16 protein-coding genes are annotated in these 19,066 nt (G+C 64.7%); 7 read left to right on the top strand and 9 right to left on the bottom strand.

Annotated features, from left to right (window positions below):
- Positions 1 to 32: 32 nt before the first annotated feature.
- A complete protein-coding gene (locus ACFX4F_RS09620; protein WP_380654590.1) occupies positions 33 to 635 on the bottom strand; it encodes a DUF998 domain-containing protein in 603 nt (200 codons plus the stop codon).
- A 630-nt stretch (positions 636 to 1,265) separates the two neighbouring features.
- Between ACFX4F_RS09620 and ACFX4F_RS09615 the strand changes: the two genes are divergently transcribed.
- Both ACFX4F_RS09615 and ACFX4F_RS09610 read left to right on the top strand, forming a co-directional pair.
- A complete protein-coding gene (locus ACFX4F_RS09615; protein WP_380654587.1) occupies positions 1,266 to 1,622 on the top strand; it encodes a hypothetical protein in 357 nt (118 codons plus the stop codon).
- Between the two features lie 46 nt (positions 1,623 to 1,668).
- Entirely contained in the window at positions 1,669 to 2,139 is a 471-nt protein-coding gene (locus tag ACFX4F_RS09610; RefSeq protein WP_380654584.1) for a cold-shock protein, read from the top strand.
- A gap of 135 nt (positions 2,140 to 2,274) precedes the next feature.
- Here ACFX4F_RS09610 and ACFX4F_RS09605 read toward each other — a convergent pair whose 3' ends face one another.
- The gene (locus tag ACFX4F_RS09605; protein WP_380654581.1) at positions 2,275 to 2,424 is read right to left on the bottom strand and encodes a hypothetical protein; all 150 of its coding nucleotides are present in this window, start codon (positions 2,422 to 2,424) and stop codon (positions 2,275 to 2,277) included.
- A 444-nt stretch (positions 2,425 to 2,868) separates the two neighbouring features.
- Between ACFX4F_RS09605 and ACFX4F_RS09600 the strand changes: the two genes are divergently transcribed.
- The 3 genes from ACFX4F_RS09600 (at position 2,869) to ACFX4F_RS09590 (ending at position 9,306) form a co-directional block, all read left to right on the top strand.
- A complete protein-coding gene (locus ACFX4F_RS09600) occupies positions 2,869 to 4,374 on the top strand; it encodes a YifB family Mg chelatase-like AAA ATPase (RefSeq protein ID WP_380654578.1) in 1,506 nt (501 codons plus the stop codon).
- A gap of 99 nt (positions 4,375 to 4,473) precedes the next feature.
- A complete protein-coding gene (locus ACFX4F_RS09595) occupies positions 4,474 to 4,926 on the top strand; it encodes a hypothetical protein (protein ID WP_380654576.1) in 453 nt (150 codons plus the stop codon).
- A 36-nt stretch (positions 4,927 to 4,962) separates the two neighbouring features.
- Positions 4,963 to 9,306, top strand: a complete 4,344-nt coding sequence (locus tag ACFX4F_RS09590; RefSeq protein ID WP_380654573.1) for an AAA domain-containing protein — start codon at positions 4,963 to 4,965, stop codon at positions 9,304 to 9,306.
- A gap of 39 nt (positions 9,307 to 9,345) precedes the next feature.
- Here the strand turns inward: ACFX4F_RS09590 and ACFX4F_RS09585 are convergent, their stop codons facing one another.
- Entirely contained in the window at positions 9,346 to 9,654 is a 309-nt protein-coding gene (locus ACFX4F_RS09585; protein WP_380654570.1) for a hypothetical protein, read from the bottom strand.
- Positions 9,655 to 9,871: 217 nt separating this feature from the next.
- Positions 9,872 to 12,187: a TonB-dependent receptor gene (locus tag ACFX4F_RS09580; RefSeq protein WP_380654567.1), complete on the bottom strand. Its 2,316-nt coding sequence runs from the start codon at positions 12,185 to 12,187 to the stop codon at positions 9,872 to 9,874.
- Between the two features lie 405 nt (positions 12,188 to 12,592).
- Between ACFX4F_RS09580 and ACFX4F_RS09575 the strand changes: the two genes are divergently transcribed.
- Positions 12,593 to 14,488 carry a glycosyltransferase gene (locus tag ACFX4F_RS09575; RefSeq protein WP_380654564.1) on the top strand — a complete coding sequence of 632 codons (1,896 nt, stop codon included), beginning with the start codon at positions 12,593 to 12,595 and terminating at the stop codon, positions 14,486 to 14,488.
- A 64-nt stretch (positions 14,489 to 14,552) separates the two neighbouring features.
- On the opposite strand, the gene yidA is transcribed toward ACFX4F_RS09575, so the two are convergent.
- Positions 14,553 to 15,386, bottom strand: a complete 834-nt coding sequence (yidA, locus tag ACFX4F_RS09570) for a sugar-phosphatase (RefSeq protein WP_380654561.1) — start codon at positions 15,384 to 15,386, stop codon at positions 14,553 to 14,555.
- 172 nt (positions 15,387 to 15,558) lie between these two features.
- Between yidA and ACFX4F_RS09565 the strand changes: the two genes are divergently transcribed.
- Positions 15,559 to 16,221 carry an exopolysaccharide biosynthesis protein gene (locus ACFX4F_RS09565; protein ID WP_099819757.1) on the top strand — a complete coding sequence of 221 codons (663 nt, stop codon included), beginning with the start codon at positions 15,559 to 15,561 and terminating at the stop codon, positions 16,219 to 16,221.
- Between the two features lie 113 nt (positions 16,222 to 16,334).
- Here ACFX4F_RS09565 and ACFX4F_RS09560 read toward each other — a convergent pair whose 3' ends face one another.
- The 4 genes from ACFX4F_RS09560 to ACFX4F_RS09545 form a co-directional block, all read right to left on the bottom strand.
- Positions 16,335 to 17,645, bottom strand: coding sequence for a PQQ-dependent sugar dehydrogenase (locus tag ACFX4F_RS09560; protein WP_380654558.1), 1,311 nt, complete (start codon positions 17,643 to 17,645; stop codon positions 16,335 to 16,337).
- On the bottom strand, positions 17,638 to 18,078 hold the full coding sequence (locus ACFX4F_RS09555; RefSeq protein ID WP_089237509.1) for a DUF2231 domain-containing protein: 441 nt from the start codon (positions 18,076 to 18,078) through the stop codon (positions 17,638 to 17,640). Before ACFX4F_RS09555 ends, ACFX4F_RS09560 begins: the two co-directional genes overlap by 8 nt.
- Positions 18,079 to 18,172: 94 nt before the next feature.
- Positions 18,173 to 18,496: a hypothetical protein gene (locus tag ACFX4F_RS09550; RefSeq protein WP_380654551.1), complete on the bottom strand. Its 324-nt coding sequence runs from the start codon at positions 18,494 to 18,496 to the stop codon at positions 18,173 to 18,175.
- Positions 18,493 to 18,918 carry a hypothetical protein gene (locus ACFX4F_RS09545; protein WP_380654548.1) on the bottom strand — a complete coding sequence of 142 codons (426 nt, stop codon included), beginning with the start codon at positions 18,916 to 18,918 and terminating at the stop codon, positions 18,493 to 18,495. Before ACFX4F_RS09545 ends, ACFX4F_RS09550 begins: the two co-directional genes overlap by 4 nt.
- Positions 18,919 to 19,066 lie beyond the last annotated feature (148 nt).

Genomic DNA, 19,066 nt, shown 5'->3' with positions numbered 1-19,066 from the left:
CAACAGCCGTCCGTGTAACTGCATGCCTGCCATCAATGCGCGGGCCGCGTCTGCAGCGCGCTTGAACCCCTGCGCAGCAGATACAGCGCAACCAGGAACGGCCACAGTGAGTTGATCGACGAGAACACGCGCTGGGTCAGCCCCCTGAACCCTTCCGGATCCGCTCCCACCACGTTCAACCAGAGATAGATGATGCTCGCGATGCTCACCACAGCGGTCACGGCGTACGCCCTTCGGTTGGCGGACCACGCACTCAACTCGATATGCGACATCGCCGGTGCAATGATGTTTGCGATGCCGATGGTGTAGAAGCCGTGCATCGGATGACCCATCGGCCAGAGCCCGTTGGTCAGCATCGAGACGCCAAAGATCATCCAGCAGATCGCACCTACGGCAATGCGACGACCGGACTCCCGCCACACCCCGATGGAAAAGGCCACGAAGCCCACACCAGAGCCGATGGCCGCAATTCTGCCGCAGATGCTTGCAAGCGTTGGCGCCTGCAGCAGCTCGCTGGCGTGCTGCGCAAGCGGGTTGTAGCCCGGCGCGAACAGGGCGGCAACGCTGGTCCAGAACAGGAACCACGGAAGCGGGACCAGACCCGCGCAGAGAAGAAGTCGGTTGCGACGTAACACGTACAGTGGTCCTTGTTTTGGCCTGCGCCAGTGGGTGGAATCCGTTCAAGTGCTGCAAAACCTTCGCGTTGTAGGCAGGGCAGCCCTGCGTGACTACATCGGTAGTCAGAATGTGTGTGGCGCCCTGTGGGGGTCAATAGGCAGAAAGTCACTCACGCTTGAAGGCGAAGTACGCGGTACCGATCAACCGCCGTCGGACCGATGCTGTCGCATTTGCCGCATCCTGCGTCCCTGCCGGAAGGTTCTGACGACTCCGTTCCAGAAGTGCCGTTTCCCTAGCACAGCAAGGCTCTCGCCTCTTCCCGCGCTATGCCACAATGCTAAAAACGTCTCGGGCTTTGGCGGCATTGGCCCCACCCTCTTGGCATTCCAAACAACATCAGGCAACTCTGGTAGAGCCACCGACAACGGGTGGCCGGGCGTCGAAAACCCGATTCACTAGACGTTGTTTACGCTTGCCAGCCGGTGCCGCCACGCGCGGTGCCGGCTGGCAATCCGTCTGCCGGCTATGGCGGGCGGTGCGTGGGGGTCTTGTACCCGCCGGCATTGTCTAGTGATCCGGTTTTCGAGCCACGCATCGTCCGCCACCTTTATCGGTGGCGGCTTCTGCCTGCTTGCACGGAGCCTGCCATGACCACGCCGCACTCCCATCCCCCGCGCCCCATCCAGGAAGCGCCCTCGCCCGCCCCTGCGCTGGACCCCAACAGCCTCATCGCCATCCTGCGCAGCATCGGCGCCGGCGCTGCAGCCGACGGTCAGCCCTGGCCCGAACGCCACCACCTGCGCAGCCGGCAGATGCAGTTGTCCGACGCCGACTGCGCGTTGACGGGCCAGCGCATCGTGCAGGAGATCCTGCTGGCGGCCGAGCGCACGCGCCAGAACGGCGAGCCTGACCAGTACGTGGGCGACCGAGTGATGGAGGGGCTGGTGATGGCCGATATCGCACTTACCGCCTTCATCCACGAACGGGTACGGCCACAGGACTGAGGGCGCGCGTGTGGGCGTGACGTTCTGTTTGCGTGCGGGGTGACGAATGAAGAAGCACGGCCTTGTCGCTGCGGCGGCGTGCATCGTGGTGATCGGCGCGGTATGGCCGGGATGGCCCGAGCCAGCGGGCGAACAGGTGTGGGCCTACCAGAAGCTGCAGCCTGCCGATTACCGGCTGCTGCACAGTGATGCACTCGGCTTCGTGACCGCCAAAGCGGATGAGGGTTTTGAACTGCACACGCGCTATGCCGGGGTGACGTCCTTCGAGATCCGGTGCAAGGGTGTTCTGGTGATGGACGTGGAGAACGCCCCCTCACGCGTGCTGATCCGGATGCCTGCCGATGCACTGTGGCGGGCGCCGGATATCGAGCGCCTTCGCACCAGTTTCGAACGCTGGTTGGATCTCCACCAGAGCCAGGGGCAGCTGTTGGTGGAAAGTGCTGGGCCATCGTGGCTTGAGGCGCGGTTTGGGCGCTTCAGTGGGGAGGTACCTTATGGGCAACGTTGTTTGTTTTGAGCGCCAACTGCGACTCATTCCCGCCAAAGGCGGTGTTCCTGCCATCCATACGCAGTCCCAAGGCTCTTCATTCGGACCTCGCTCGTGAGACCGGCCGAAAGATGGGCATCGACGCGTCTGCGCCAACTTTGGGAATCAGCGGTGGTGCCTTCCAGAAGTTTGCGAAGCACGAGCAAGCTGCAGATAGCGATTGGCGCTGGCGGCATCGCCGAGAGCAAGCCCGCGCTGCTGGAGTTGATCCAGCTGCGCCTGAATTGACAGCGGCGGCTTGCGGTAATGCGTCATCCTGACACCAATCTGCAGGCAAAAAAAAGACCCGCCAGTTTGAGCATGTCGCGAGCTAGCGCGTCAGAGGCGTGGCGGGTGTGTTGGGGCTATTTTTAGCGCCCCGATCGCTTACCTGCAAGTAATCAGGTGTCGTTCTGGGTGGACCTGAATGCCTGTTCGCAAAGCAGTTTGCGAGATAGCGGTTTGAGTCCAGCAAGCTTGTGGGTACAGATCACCTGATGTCAAAACATGCAGGGAAGAGCGACAGCGGGCATTACGCCCGCGCAGGTGTACTTCACGCCGGTCTATTTCCGTCACTCAATTGCAAGGTTGCGCTCGGCAGAGGAAGCAGCACGCTCCAACTATCTACCGGAATTCCCCGAGTCGCTTTACCAGCAATTCCCGATGGCTACCCGCAGAGCGCCGCCGCACCATCAAGCGCCCCTCCGCAGGAACCCACACATGAGCCTGGCGCTGGTCCACAGCCGTGCCCGCGCCGGGGTTGATGCCCCGCTGGTGCGGATCGAAGTGCATCTCTCCGGTGGCCTGCCGGTCACCCAGATTGTCGGCCTGGCCGAGACCAGCGTGCGCGAATCACGCGAGCGTGTGCGTGCCGCGCTGCTCTGCGCGCGCTTCGATTTTCCACAACGACGCATCACCTTGAACCTGGCCCCGGCCGACCTGCCCAAGGAAGGTGGTCGCTATGACCTGGCGATTGCCTTGGGCATCCTCGCTGCCAGTGGCCAGGTCGACCCGCAGTCGCTGCTGCAGTACGAGTTCCTTGGCGAGCTGGGCCTGACTGGCGAGCTGCGCCCGGTATCCGGCGCGCTGCCCGCCGCCATCGCCGCCGCCGAAGCCGGGCGCATCCTGATCGTGCCGCCGGGTAACGCTGCCGAAACCGCGCTGGCCCAGCACGCCGATGTGCGCGTGGCGCGCACCCTGCTGGAATGCTGTGCGGGGCTGGGCAACCCGCGCCTGCTGCCACAGGTGGAACGCGTGGACACCACACCTTTGCCGCTGCCCGATCTGGCAGACGTGCGCGGGCAGGCGCTCGCACGCCGGGCACTGGAAGTTGCGGCGGCCGGTGGCCATCATCTGTTGCTGATCGGCAGCCCCGGCTGCGGCAAGACCCTGCTGGCCTCGCGCCTGCCCAGCCTGCTGCCGGATAGCGAGGAGATCGATGCCCTGCAGTTGGCGGCAATCACCTCGGTCAGCGGCGAAGGACTGGACCCGAAGCGCTGGCGACAGCGGCCGTTCCGCGCCCCGCACCACAGCGCGAGTGCAGCGGCGCTGGTGGGTGGCGGTAATCCGCCCTGCCCTGGCGAAATCTCGCTGGCGCACCATGGCGTGTTGTTCCTGGATGAACTGCCGGAGTGGAACCGCAGCGCGCTGGAAACTCTGCGCGAGCCGCTGGAATCGGGCCATATCCGCATCTCCCGCGCGGCACGCAGCGTGGTCTACCCGGCGCGGTTTCAACTGGTGGCGGCTATGAACCCGTGTCCCTGCGGCTGGGCCGGCGACCGCAGCAACCGGTGCCTGTGTAGTGACGAGCGCATCACCCGCTACCGCGCGCGGGTGTCAGGCCCGTTGCTGGACCGCATCGACCTGCACATCAACGTGAGCCGCATGGATGCGGTGGAGCTGCGCGAGAGCACACCGCTGGGCGAGCCCAGCGCCAGCGTACGTATGAGGGTGGAAGCGGCGCACGCGCGGCAACAGGCGCGTGGTGGCCTCAACGCGCACCTGCCGCCTGCCGCCTTGCGTGCCTGCACGCGCTTGAGCGAAGCCGACCAGGACCTGCTGGAGCAGGCCATCGAGCGACTGCAGCTTTCAGCGCGGGCGATGCATCGCATTCTGCGCGTAGCGCGCACCATTGCCGACCTGGCCGAAAGCGGGACCATCCAGACCGCGCATCTGGCTGAGGCCATCGGCTACCGGCAGCTGGACCGGGGCAAGCCAGGCACCTAGCGCGCTACTGCATGCACGAAGGAATCAGATTCATCTGATATCTGCGATGCCACCTGCGCCCTGACCATTTCCGCCAGCCCATACACAAGGAGATGCGGATTGCTCAGGATGCTCATCATGGGCGGGCAGGAGGCCGCCCGTCAGCGGATATCACGGACGATAGGACGGCGCGGCCTGATCCGCATGGAATCGATCTACAGCGTGGACAGCGGCCTGTCGGTGCTGGAGTGGCGCAACTACGACCTGGTGGGAACGTTCCTGGCGGCTGGCCTCGGCAAGCGCCTGCAGGAGTCGTTCGTGCTGCGCGATGCGAAGGTACAGCTGGTGCTGTTCGGCATGGGGCTGAGCGAAGAAGTGGCCAGCATCCGCCTGCGCCTGCGCGCGCAGGGCCTGCCGTCGCCGATTCTGGTCCGGACCGACTTTGACAGCTACGACGAATCGCTGTTCTGGCGATCGCTGACAGCGCACATGATCCTGCCGTCGGTGCAGGAGGGCGCTGGCCCCCTCCCCGCCACGGGCGACGCGTGCGACCATGCAGGGCCCAGTCCCTAGCGGTGCCTGCCTCGCCAGGTGCCCGCCCAGCCATTCATGAGCACTCCCCAGCCGCCGCACCTGCCGACCTCCAATGCATCCGCTCCGCTGACACCTGCGGCAACCGGCGGCGGGCCACTGGGTGAAACGAAGATGCGCGAAATCGCGGTGCGGATCTCGCAGTACTTCCGCGATTTCCTCGAGTCCGATTTCAAGCGCGCGCAGGCCCCGCGGCGCCGCATCGTGCTCACCAGCGATTCCGGCTTCCGCGCGGGCATGCGCACCGCGCCCTACCCGGCGTTGGACAAGGAGCTGTGGAAGCTGCTCAGCCGGCCCTCCGGCGAGGAGCTGTCGTTCACCATCGGCCCGCGCAGCTATACCCGGCCCATCAGCGCGACGCTGCGCCGGATTGTCGAAGAGCAGGTCAACGCCATCAGCGAGACCGCCATCGCCACGGTGCGCGTGGCCGTGCTCGACAAGGCGCGCGCCAGCATGGCCGGTGCACTGGAAGACCCGGAAGCCTGGGTGGAATCGGTGCAGGGCAGCCTGGTGGATGCGATGTGCGTTCAGGTCGTGCGGCCGCTGATCGCGCATCTGGCCGGCCCGCTGCAGGGCCAGGCGTACTGGGTGATGGATTCGCTGCACGCGGCGGAATCGGACCTGGTCACCCGTTCCGTTGTCGATCTGTACCAGACGCTGCCGGAAGTGCTGGCACGCCAGCTGGCCACCGGTGATGAGCTGCCGCTGCAGCAGGCCTGCGAGCACCAGTTGACCCGCGACGGCACGATCAGCGCGCTGATGGCCTTCTTCGAGAACTTCGTGGCGGCGGACGCCTTTCATGAGTTCCGCGACCTGGAAACCTATGTCGCCACCGGTGACGGCCTGCAGCTGTATCTCTACGTGGGCACGCTCAAGTACGCGGGCGTGCAGTACCCGGTGTTCTACCTGCCGCTGGACGTGGTGCGGGCCAAGGATGGGTCCGGTTACACCCTGACGCTCAGCAACCGTCTGTTCGCCAACCGCCGTGCGATCGACTTCGTGCTGCAGGAGCTGGCGGTGGGCATGGCGCGCGAGTGGGTATCGCCGATCCAGGAGCGCATCCAGTACCTCGACCCGGCACAAAGCCTGTTTGAAGTGGCGGCATCTCTGTTCCGCCAGGTGGCCAATGCGGTGGATCTGGGCGGTGAAGTCTCGCTGTCCTCGTCCGCCAGCGAGGCGTCCACCGCCACCGTGGCGCTGTCGCCTGCCCTGCACCTGGCTGCATTCGAGCGCGCCGACGAAGCGCTGCTGAATGATTTCGAGGAGATCATCGACCAGGCCCGCAATGGTGGGTCGAAGCTGGTGGATCTGTTCCACGGCATGGTGGAAGGCGTGCTGATGCGCAACCCCGAGCCGATCGGGGAACGGGTGGAATCGGCCTGGGATGCGCTGCCGCTGGTGGAGCGCATGGTGTTCGATTCGCCCATCCCGCTGAACGAGGAACAGCGCAAGATCCTGCTGGCCGTGCGCGAGCCGCAGGGGCGGATCGTGGTGGTCGAAGGCCCGCCCGGCACCGGCAAGTCGCACACCATCACCGCCATTGCCGCCGACTGTGCGTTCAACAAGAAGAGCTGCCTGGTGCTGTCGGACAAGACCGAAGCGCTGGACGTGGTGTACGACAAGCTGTCCGATGCGATGAGCCGGGTTCGCCACGATCGTGATTTCCCCAACCCGATCCTGCGGCTAGGCCAGCAGGCAGCCAACTTCAAGCGCCTGACCTCCACCGGCACCATCAGCCAGATTTCGGCCTTCGCCAAGGCCATGAAGGCCAACCAGCCCGCCCTTGAGAGCGAGCGCCAGGACACCGCGCAGACCCTGCGGCAGGCCATTTCAAGCACTGTGCAGACGCTGGGGCGTGTCTCGCTTGCCGCCGTGAAGGCCATGCACGAGCAGGAAGCGGAACTGGGCGAACGCGCGCCTGCGGTGTTGCAGCAGGTGCATGCGGTGATGGATGCCAACGTGCTGGCCGAGCTGGAAGCGGTGACCGCACAGGCCGACGTGCTTGAAACCTATCTGGCCGACCTGTTCGGCAGCACTGACTACACCCCGGCGTCGCTGGACGAGCGCATCCGTCGCGATGCAGTGACAACGGCCTTCCTTGCCGACCGACCGGTTGACGGCTGGGAGCTGTTCGAGTCGTTGGATGCCGACCAGGTACGGCTGCTGGGCACGCTGCTGCTGCAGTACCAGCAGCTGAAAATGCCGGTGCTGGGCTATCTGCTGCGCGGCAATGCCGTGCGCGGGCTGGAGCTGCAGCTCAACCAGCTGGGCACCACCCGGCCGCTGCTGCTCAAGCACGATGCAGCGGCGCTGCAGGCCATCGTGCAGGGCGCAAACGCGCTGCGGATGAAGCTGGAGGCCGAAGGCCTGGGCGCACAGCTGCCGGCCAGCTACCGGCAGATCGCCCACGGCGCCGCGCCGGGACCGGGTGCGGCGGTTGCACGGCAGGCAATGACCCTGCTGGCACGGCTCAATCCGGCCATCGTCGAGACCCTGCTGGCCGAGCCGAAGGACGACCCGGCGCTGTGGGCGCTGACCCTGCGCTTCCTGCAGGGCTGGATGGCCACGCGCAAGGCCTTCGTCGACGCGCCGCAGTACGACTATGTCGGCACCAAGACCAAGCTGGAACGCCTGAACACCTCGGTGATGAATGCACACGTGGATGGGCGCCTGATCAGCTTCATGGACCATCACCGTGCCGACGCCCGCGCGCTGGCAGGGGTGATCGCCAACCGGCAGAAATTCCCGGTGGACAAGTTCGAGAGCGTGCGCGAGTCGTTCCCGGTGATGATCGCCAGCATCCGCGAGTTCGGCGAGTACATGCCGCTGGCGCCGGACCTGTTCGACGTGCTGGTGATCGATGAAGGCTCGCAGGTCTCGGTGGCGCAGGCGCTGCCGGCGCTGCTGCGTGCGCGCAAGGTGGTGGTGCTGGGCGACTCCAAGCAGTTCTCCAACGTCAAGGCGGCCAACGCCAGCATCGCGCTGAACGACAAGTACCGCTCGGACCTGGTCAACTACTTCCGCGCCAACGTCAGCCAGCAGGCCGACGTGCTGGAACGCCTGGCCATGTTCGATGTGAAGCGCTCGGTGCTGGAGTTCTGCTCGCTCTCGGCCTCGTACTCGGTGATGCTGCGCAAGCATTTCCGCAGCTATGCGGAACTGATCGGGTTCTCGTCCTCCACCTTCTACAACCACCAGCTGCAGGCGCTGAAGATCCGCAGCCGGCCGCTGCAGGAAGTGATCCGCTTCAGCCAGGTCGATGCCAGCGGGCACCGTACCAGCCGCAGCACCAACGACGCGGAAGCGGCGTTCATCGCCGAGCGCCTGGTCGAGCTGCTGGATACGGAGGCACCGCCCACGGTGGGCATCATCACGCCGTTCCGCGAGCAGCAGACGCTGTTGTCCAAGGCGTTGTTCAACCATCCGCGCGGCCGCGAGTTCGAAGAGCGGCTTCGGCTGAAGGTGATGACGGTCGACTCCTGCCAGGGCGAGGAACGCGGGCTGATCTTCTATTCGATGGTGGCGACCGCCGGCCAGGATGCCTTGAACTACATCTTCCCGATCAGCCTGACTGGCGCGGTGGATGCGGTGGAGGACAAGCTGAAGGTGCAGCGCCTGAATGTCGGCTTCTCCCGTGCGCAGGAGGCGATCTGGTTCGTCCATTCGATGCCGGTCGATGCGTTCCGCGGCGCAATCGGCAATGCGCTGCGTTACTACGCCAGCCAACTGGAACGCCCCGCGCCCGACGCCGCGCAGACCGACGCGCGCAGCCCGATGGAATCGAAGGTGCTGCAGTGGCTGCAGCAGACGCCGTTCGTACTCGCACATGGCGATGCTGTCGAGATCATTCCGCAGTTCCCGGTGGGCGACTACCTGCGCCAGCTTGACCCGACCTACCAGCATCCGGCGTGGCGCGTGGATTTCCTGGTGACCGTGCAGACCGTGCGCGGCGCACTGCAGATCGTGATCGAGTACGACGGCTTCGAGTTCCATTTCCGCCGCGACAAGCCGGTGCATGTGGGCAACCACGAGCGCTATCTGGTGGAGGCCGACGTCGAGCGCCAGCTGACGCTGGAGAGCTACGGCTATCGCTTCCTGCGCATCAACCGCTTCAACCTCGGCAGCGACCCCGTGCAGACGCTGTCCGACCGGCTCTACCGCCTGATTGAAGTGGCCGGTACGGAGATCCGCTCGGCAGCGGTCGATCAGGTGATCGAGCAGGTGCAGGGGCTGGAGTCGAAGGAAAAGAAGGTCTGCAGCCGCTGCGGGCAGATCCGCAGCCAGGAGGAATTCTTCGACCCTGACCTGCGCGCCGGTGCTGGTGGGGTAGGACGGATCTGCATGCCCTGCAAGGTCAGCTGACGGGGGCGGTGGCGCGCGTGGTGGGTGATGCGGGACGGATCAGGATCCCATCATGCGGAGGGGATCCTGGCCGCGTACCGCCACCGCTGCCAGCCGGCGGCTGACGAGCGCGTAGAGCTCCTCCAGCTCGGCGGCGCGGTCGGCGGTCATGTTCCCGCCGAACAGCACGCGTGACAGCGCGCGCTTGTGGGTGTCGTCGGGATGGCGCGCCCGCGCCCGGTACACGGTCTGCAGCACCAGCCAGGCCAGGCGGAAGCCGCCCCCGGGCAGGGGGCGGACCACGCGGTCATAGACCTGCCAGAACTGGTACTCGGCTTCTAGGTCGACCGCCGGTGCCGCGAACGGCACCGGACGCGGACGTCCATGGGCGCGCCTGCGGACCGGAGGGAAACGGGGGTTCTGCTGTGCCATGCCTACAGGATGACCCAGCAACATTGTGGGAACCTTGCGCTGGTGCCACGAAATCAGTGCAGATCGTGCAAACAGTGGATGGGGTCGGAGCCCTTTGCATGGCAAAGGGATCCGACCCCGTTCCGTATCAAGGGATCCGACCCCGTTCCGTATCTCAGAACGACATCGACGTGCTCAGCATCACCTGCCGCGGGGCGCTGCGCTGCAGGGTCTGGTAGTCGCCCGAGAACGACGAACCGGCGATGGTGGCGGTGCCGATGTTGTTGCGGTTGAACAGGTTGCTGACGTCCAGCCGCAGCTCCAGCCCCGGCAGCAGGCTGTCCGGCCCCAGCTTGTAGGCGGTGTATGCGTTGACCTGCCAGAACGTCGGCACGCGGATGTCGTTTTCATAGGTGAAGGGCTGGCGCAGGTACGAGGTGCTGGTGGCGCCGAAACGCCAACCGCCAAAGTGCGCGGACAGGTCGCTGACCAGCGACAGCTGCGGATAGCCCGGCTGTGCGTTGCCCTTGATCGGGTACACGGTATCGCCCACCACGAAATCGCTGTCGTAGTACGAGCGCGCCAGTGCGATGCCCTGGTAGAACTGCAGGTGATCGGTGAGGTCGGCGGTGATGCCGAGGTCGGCGCCGATCACGTGCATCTTCGGCATCAGCCGCACGGTGTTGATCTGCGCGAACTGGGTGCCTATGGCGGCCGACAGCAGCCGGTTGCGGATGTCGTTGTAGAACACGTCCGCCGTCACCGTCAGCCGGTCGAAGCGATGGCTGGCACCGAGGGTCAGGTTCCAGTTCTTCTCCGGCCGCAGGGTGCCGGCCACGCGGTCGAACTCTTCCTGGTCGGTGATGGTCCAGGCCGACGCGGTATAGCCGATGTTGCCGCGCTGGGCCACGCGATAGCCGTTCATGGTGTTGGCCAGGTCGATGAAGGCATCGGTCTTTTCTGTCGGGCTCCAGTACAGCGACACATGCGGCAGGAAGTTGCTCTTGGCGCGCAGCGTGCCGGATACCGGGCGCTCCGGAGCATCGCCGATACCACCGCCGGTGGTGCTGAAGTCCACCGCCTTGAAGCCCAGCCCCAGCACCAGCGTGTCGGTGACGGCGTAGTTGTCATGCAGGTAGAACTGCCGTGAACGGGTCACCCAGCTCGACGCGTTGTCGGTCTGGAACGCCGGGCCGTACACATCGAACGGCCCGGTGGCCTTCAGGGGCTTGCCTTCGCCCAGCAGCGGCTGCTGGTACCACTCGGTCTTCGCGGCCGCCTTGCTCTTCTCCTGCCAGAAGCCGGTGGTGATGGTGTGCGCACCGGCCTCGAACTGCAGGTTGAACATGCCACCCAAGCGGTTGAGCCGGGGCGTCTGCACCTGTTCGGAGAAGGGCGCGCCGTTGGGTGACGGCACGGTCGGGTCGGTCAGGGTGGCCTGGGTGTGGCTGTTGGCGTTGTACAGCTGCACGTTGCCACTGAGCGCGGGCGTGATCTGGAAACGGTGGTTGATCGACGCGACGCGGTCGCGGGTCACCTGGCCGGTGTCGTACGGAATCAGCTCGGACAGCTCACCGCAGGTGTAGGCGCCGCAGGATTTGTCGGCGTTCTCCGGCGAGGCTACGTAGTACGCCCACGCATAGTCCGGATAGAAGCTGTCGGCCTTCCAGCCGAGCTTGCGGATCATGTCGAAGGAGATGTTGTTGTAGCCCCACACCGCGGCCTTGCTGTCGGACAGGAACACGGTGAAGTCACCCCACGCCACATCCTGCTGGGCCTTGAGATCGCCGCGCAGGAACTTCTGCGTGCCCGCGCCCTGGTACTTGTCGGCCGACACCCGCTGCAGGTCGACCAGCAGCTTCGGGCCGTGCTCGCCCAGTTGGCCGCTCTGGCCCGAGACCGTGGTGACCAGCGTGTTGTTGCTGCCCACGCCCTGCTTGATGCGCAGGCTGGGCGTGTCCTGCAGCTCGGCCAGACGGTACTCGAGGCTGCCGCCGTTGACGCTGCTGGAGAACACGCTGACCGGCGCGCCGCCCGGGCTGACCGTGATCGAGCCGATGCCATCAGGCACACCGACGTTGACCACGCTGGTGCCGGTAAGCGAGAGGAAGCCGTTGTCGTTCAGCGGCACGCCTTCGAAGGTGATGCCCATTTCATTCATGCGGAAACCGCGCACGAACAGGCTGGTGGCGGAGATGTCCAGGCCGAGACCGTCGGTGGCGGTGTAGCTGGCGCCCGGCACGTTCTTCAACATCGACAGGCCGTTGTTGCCCGACACCATCGCATCGAGGTCGGTGGCGTTGATGACGTAGCGGTTCGGGCCGACCACCTGGGTGGGCGTGCCAGCGGCACCGCGCGGCGTAGCGACGACCTGCAGCGCGTTCAGGGTGGTGGGCGTTTCGTGGGCAGCGTCGGTCGACTCGGCGGCGTGCAGCGGTGCAACGAGGGCGGTGCCGATCGTCAGGGCAAGAAGCGTAGGTGGAGTGTTCATGGCCAGTATCCAGGATGCATGGGGGAAGGTGGCGCAGGCGCACGCCCAGCGCGATGCAGCGCCGGTATGCGGCGCGCTGGCTGGCGGCGATTGCGTTGAAGGAATGACGGCGCCGTGCGCGCCGGTCAGCAGCGGATGGAAGCGGTGATCTTCCGGGTGATGCGGCGGGGTGATTTCGACGTGCGGAATTCTTGCACTGGATTCCCGCTTTCGCCATCGCGCGGTGGTACATCACATATGGCATCTGGCATATCGAACGTATACCCATGTATAGATTCGGCTCCAAGCCGCCTCAAGTTGCGCCCGCCCCGGCCGATAGCCCCATGCAGGGCTGCACGTCATGGGAAGTCAAATTCGACGGCAGCGCGTCAATCATCAAAACGCAGCACTGGCGAGGGTCACGGAATGACAACGATCGTATTTGTAGCAAGCCATCTACGCGCCAATCTCGGCGGCATCAACGTGCTGAATGCCGAGCTTCTTTCAGCAATTTCCCCTACGGCAGGACTGCATCTGCTCTGCCTTGTTCCAAGTAATGCATGCGTTGACCCAGACTTGGCATCGACTGCCACGGCGGTTGCGCTGAGAAGCTCGGGTGAGGAATTCCTGGGAGTCGCTGATGACGCAGATCTTGCGGTTGGAAAGCTGGCGGCCCATGGGCAGGTGGATGCAGTGGTTGGGCATGATGTCGTGACCGGTGAACTTGCCTTGGAGATTGGAAAGCGGATCGGAGCAAGAACCATCCTGCTGCATCACATGGCATATGGAAGGTACAGCGCATTGATGCGCGACTCGCAGAACGCTCTTGGCAAAGAGAATCGACAGAATGATCTCTTTCCAAAGGCTGATCAGTGCTTCGGCATTGGCCCGATACTTGTGGACAGCCTGAAAGACATGCAGCGGGCATCGTCTTCGATGAAGCCACCCAAGTTGTTGCTGCCACCGCTTCTATCGATTGAACCGGCTGCCAATGCTCGAACCGCACCTCGAATTCTGTACTCCGGCCGGATTGAGGATGGCAACGACGCGGTCAAGCAGGCAGCGTTGGCTGCAAGGGCCATCGGACGCGCGCTTCGCGCCCCCGGTGCGCGCATGCGTGACGCCACTGTTGACATATACGGTTTCGATCGCAACTCGCCCCAGATCGGCGAGTTCAAGACGATGATCAATGAGGAGGCGGGCTACGAGGTTCCGGTCAAATGCCTCGAGTTCGTCGATTCTCGCCGGCAGATGCTGTCGGTCGTCAAGAATGCGAGCCTGGTTCTCATGCCTTCGGTCCATGAGGGTTTCGGCCTCGTGGCGTGGGAGGCGATGTGCTGCTGCGTGCCGCTGATCGTTGCGGAGAACTCGGGCTTTTATCGATTCGTGCAAGAGTCAGGGCAGATCTCCAACCTTGAATCGCTTTCTTTCCTGGGCCATACCAGCGAAGCTGCCGTCCAAGAACAAGTAGCTGCCTTTGCGTGCTTGATTCGCAGCCTTGTCGAGCATCCGGAAGAAGCTCACGCCCGGGCGGTACGACTGCTCGCAGGCGTCCGCGAGCGCGGCGCAGTGGAAGCCTCTCATCTCGACTTCCTCAAGGCATGTGGCCATGTTGAGGGACGTAAAGGCAGCACAGCCTCGCAACCGGCTCCGCAGCCCCCGCACCTGAAAGCCACGCTGAGCGTCCACGTTGATATCGGTCTGGATAGCAATGATCAGGTCGAGTACCGTTGTAATACCAGCTTACATGGCATCAGAAACGCGCTCCTGGCATTGCGTAGCGGCGCAGGAGACGTTGATTTTTCCATCGTATCCTCGTATCTGGACCGCCTTTCGGAGATGGCCGAGACGCATCCCGACAAGGATATGCGGGACGATGCCGCGATTCGCTTCGGGGCAGATAAGCCGAAAGTTGAAAGAACAGGCGAGCTTCTTGAACACGCGCTTGCCGTTCTTGCATCCGAGGAATTTTCCTTCCCTGGATTCCTTTCGGAGAACGACAGGGCGGATGCGTTCATCAAGCTGGTGGATAGCTATAATCTGAATTATCGACCAGAAGAAACCGTCCATCTCGACGCCGTGCGCTCAGATCCTGATTGTCATTTCAGCTTCCGGGTTCCGCTGGATTACATGGAAAACAAGGATTTCTACCACCCGCTTTTCACTGTGAACGACGGGGCCACACTGCTGGATGTATGGTTTGGTGACAGCAGTGGCATCGCATCGGCGTACCTGGCCGCAGGTCTGAAAAGGCAAGCAGACTACTCCGAGCCTTTGCAGCCACTGGGTTCACTCCACGAGTGGCGCATCGGCGCGCATTAACGCTGCAAACGCATGCAACCGGAGGGCGCTCCTGCAGGGAGCGTCCGTTGCGGATGGCCCTGGGTCATGCAAGCACATGCCGCTCAATCGCCTTGGCCACGCCTTCATCGGCGTTGGTCGCGGTCTCGAAACGCGCGGTCGCCTTCACCGCATCGATGGCATTGCCCATCGCCACGCTGGTGCCGGCGTACTGCAGCATGGTCAGATCGTTTTCCTGGTCGCCGATGGCCATCACGTTTGCGCGGTCGATGCCCAGGTGTTCGGCCAGCTTCTGCAGGCTCGGCCCCTTGCCGGCGCGGCGGTCGAACACTTCCAGGAAGAACGGCGCGCTCTTCAGCACCGCGAAGCGCTCGGTCAGCGCAGCCGGCAGGCGCGCGATGGCAGCGTCCAGCACCTCTGGTTCGTCGATCATCATCAGCTTGATGAAGGACATGCCCGGGTCCATGTCGGCCACGCGGCGGTACGACAGTGGCATGCGCGAGAGATGGGAGTCGGCCACGGTGTAGATGCTGATGTCCCGGTTGGGCGTGTACATGCGCTGCGCGTCCAGCGCCTGGAAATGCACGCCGATCTCGCGGGCGACCTGTTCGCAGTACACGAAATCGTCGAAGCTGAGTGGATACTCGACCACCGTCTCGCGCGGGCCGATGCGCTGCACCAGGCCACCGTTGCAGGCAATGCAGTAATCGTCGTCGCCCTCGATGCCGAGTTCCTGCAGGAACGGCGCCAGGCCGGGAACCGGGCGGCCACTGGTCAGCACGATGTGCACGCCCAGCGCGCGCGCCTCGGCGATGGCCTGTTTCACGCGCGGGGTGAGCTTGTGGGCGGGGTCCAGCAGGGTGCCATCCATATCGATGGCGACCAGTTCGATGGTCGATTGCCTGCGACCCATGTCCATCATCTTCAACCAGTGCGGGGGATGCCCATTTTAGGCCAGGCCGCCGCACAACGCCGACCTCATGCATCGTTCACCTCCGCGCGGCGCTGGCCGGGGATACTCATGGGTCCTGTGCGTCCCCCACCGCAGGACGGCCCTATCGACCGCCCTTCCCTGGACACTCTTTCGACGCATGACCTACCAAGCGCCAGACGCCAGCGACACCGCCCCGCTTGCCCAACAGATTGAAGACCTGATCGACGGCCTGCCCGGCGACCACATCCGTGTCGGCACCCTGCTGCACGCACTGGGCGACGAAGGCCTGATGCTGGTGGTGATCCTGCTGTCGGCGATCTTCCTGATTCCGGTATCGATTCCCGGGCTGAGCACGGTATTCGGTGCGTCCATCCTGCTGATCGGCCTGAGCCGCGTGCGCGACCGTCCGTTGTGGGTGCCGCAGCGATTGGCCGACAAGCAGATCGCCACCGACAAGCTGAAGGCCAACCTGGGCCGTGCCCTGAAATGGGTGCATCGGATGGAGCGGCTGTCGCGGCCGATGCGGCTGGCAGCGATGGTGCGCTCGAAGAAGATGATGCGGCTGAACAACCTGGCGCTGGTGTTCGCGACGATCCTGCTGATGCTGCCGGCCGGACCGATTCCTTTCAGCAACACGCTGCCGGCGCTGGCGCTGATGTCATTTGCGATCGGCTTCATCCAGCGTGATGGCGCTGCGGTGGCGGCCGGCTACGGCTTCGTGGTGGCGTCGGTGGTGTACTTCGGTGTGCTGCTGGGCGGTGTGGGCTTTGCGGCCGAGTCGGTGTTCAGTGGCTTCCGCAGCGGGTCATCAGCGCTGTAGAGCCGAGCCCATGCTCGGCTGCTCTTCCATCTGGGCGTGGAAACCCCGCGCTGCGCACGTCAGCCGAGCATGGGCTCGGCTCTACAGAAAGCCTGCGAAGTGCGGACGGTCGGCTACTTCGCCGACACCCGCCACACCACGTCGCCCACATCGTCGGCGACCAGCAACGCGCCTTCGGCATCGATGGCCATGCCGACCGGCGCGCCCATCAGCGTCTTCTCATCCTTGGACGCAAACCCGCTCACCACCGCTTCCGGGCGGCCGGCCGGCTTGCCGTCCTTGAACGGCACGTACACCACTTCGTAGCCGCTCAACGGCGAGCGGTCCCAGCTGCCGTGCTCGCCGATGAAGGCACCGCCGTGGTACTTCGCCGGCAACGCCTGGCCGGTGTAGAACAGCAGGCCCAGCGGTGCCACGTGCGAGCCGATGGCGAAGTCCGGGCGAATTGCCTTGGCCACCAGGTCCGGCCGCTGCGGCTGCACGCGCTCGTCCACGTGCTGGCCGTAGTAGCTGTAGGGCCAGCCGTAGAAGCCATGCTCCTGCACCGAGGTGAGGTAGTCCGGCACCAGGTCGGCACCGATCTCATCGCGCTCGTTCACCACCGCCCACAGCTTGCCGGTGCTCGGCTCCCAGTCCAGGCCGGTGGGGTTGCGCAGGCCCGAGGCGTAGATGCGGCTGCCGCTGGTGGCCACGTCCACTTCCAGCACCACCGCGCGGCGGTACTCGACGGCCAGGCCGTTCTCGGTGATGTTGCTGTTGGAACCCACGCCCACGTACAGCTTGCTGCCATCGCGGCTGGCCAGCAGTTCCTTGGTCCAGTGGTGGTTGATGGTGCTGGGCAGGTCGGTGAACTCGCTGCCCTTGTCGGACATGCGGGTTTCGCCGGGCACGTAGTGGTACTTCATGATATTGCCGGTGTTGGCCACGTACAGCGTGTCGCCGATCAGCTGGATACCGAATGGCGAGTGCAGGTTTTCGATATAGACGTGCTGGGTCCAGGCGTTGGTACCCGGCGTGCGCCGCAGCAGGGTGACCCGGTTGCCGCCCTTGCCGGCCTTGCCCGAGCGCGCCTTCACCTTGCCGGCGATCCATTGCTTGGGCGTGGTGACCGGCTCTTCGCCGGGGCCATTGCCTTCCACCACCAGCACATCGCCGTTGGGCAGCGACAGCAGCCGGCGCGGATGCTGCAGGTTGGCGGCGATGCGCTCGATCTTCAGGCCATCGGCTACCGACGGTGACTGGCCCTCGGCCCAGCCCACGCCCTTGGGCACCTGCATCGGTGGCATCAGGTAGTTCTGCGGCGCAGGCAGCGGTGGTTGCGCACCGGATTGATCGGCCGGGTGGTACTCGGCTTTGCCGGCACAGGCGGCCAGCGCCAATGCCAGCGAGAGCACGCCCACGACGGGCAGGATGCGCTTAGCCATGACGGGCTCCTTGCAGCACCGGCTGCTGCAGCGAAAGCAGGATGAAACCGAGCGCGATCAGTGCCACCGTCAGCGCGGACAGGAGGGTACCCGGTACCGCCGCCGCATAGGCGTCGCGGCTGTGCACGAAGGCGTTCCAGATGGCCAGCACGATGGCGACCAGGTTGAGCAGGAAATCGAGGCGGTCAGTGCCGGTGGCGGTGCCGTTGCGGCGCCAGACCGCGAACAGGTTGATCAGGCGCGGCAGGATGGCGATCAGCAGGCCGAACGTGATCAGCCACGCGGCCGATTTGCCCCACATCACCTCGGCGGTGTTGAGGTAGAGGATGTCGAAGATGAGGCCGGCCACGAAAAAGCCGAACGGTATCGGGTTCAACAGGCTGAAGAGTGTAGTGCCGAGGCCGCGGTGGGCCTGGGCGACAGGGTTGACCATGATCGTGCTCCGTACGGGGAAGGGCTGCACGGGCTGTAGTAGCACAGGGGGGCGGGAGGGGGTGCGATGATCCGGGTATCGGGTGGCCTCGACACTATGGCGATGCCCAATGCGAAGTCCGCATGACGTGGCCAGTGCCATCCAGCTCCACCGACCACGCCTCGATATGGGGCAGGAATGGATTTTCGTACCACAGCCGTTCCACGCAGGTGCCGCTGCATGGCGTGCTGGCATAGCGGGAAAACGGTTGTCCACGCGGCTCGGTGACATCGGGTGCGCCCAGTGCATCGATGACCGCCTCACGACGGTCCCCGGGCTGCAGGGAAGCGATGCCGCGATCGGTCAGGACGGAAGTGGCCGAGCATCCCCCCACGTAAAGCATGGCTGCCAGCGCCAACAGCCACGCCAGGGTCTTCACGTCTGCGCCTCCGCATCTGGCTGCATGGCAGCGTCGCGTATCTCATGGAACGGCAGCATGATCTCGAAGCCGAATTCGTGTTCCATGCTGATGCGGACCAGGCCGCCAATCGCGTACCAGCTGGTGTTGGCGTGTACATCGATGCCACGCCAGCCGCCCTCGGCCAGCAGGTCCAGCGTCTGCGCCCGTGGCATCTTCGCCCTCTCCTCCCGCAGCAGCGCACGGCGGTGCCGCTTCATCAGCAGGCGCAGCTGCTTCACCGTGGTGATGTTGAATGCGCTGAGCTCCGGCAGCAGCTCGGCGATGTCGGCGTCGGTCCAGTAGTCGTGGCGGCGGTGATACATCGACAGCACCACCTTGCGGATGGTGGCCACGGTGAGCGGGGCCAGATCGGCACGGGCGCGGGCATTGGGGCGTGTCATCCGCTGTCCTCAGGGGGCTGCAGGCATGGTGGCATGGCGGGGGTGTGCCAACCAAGGTTGGCATCTACCGAAACTCAGGCCTGACCGGCGCAGTCGTCATTACCAGCCGGCATAAGTGTTTGTGACGCATTTGGCACATCAGCACATT

The organism is Stenotrophomonas sp. YIM B13575 (assembly GCF_042787595.1).
Classification (GTDB): Bacteria; Pseudomonadota; Gammaproteobacteria; order Xanthomonadales; family Xanthomonadaceae; genus Stenotrophomonas; species Stenotrophomonas lactitubi_B.
This window is presented reverse-complemented; position numbering and strand designations above follow the sequence as displayed.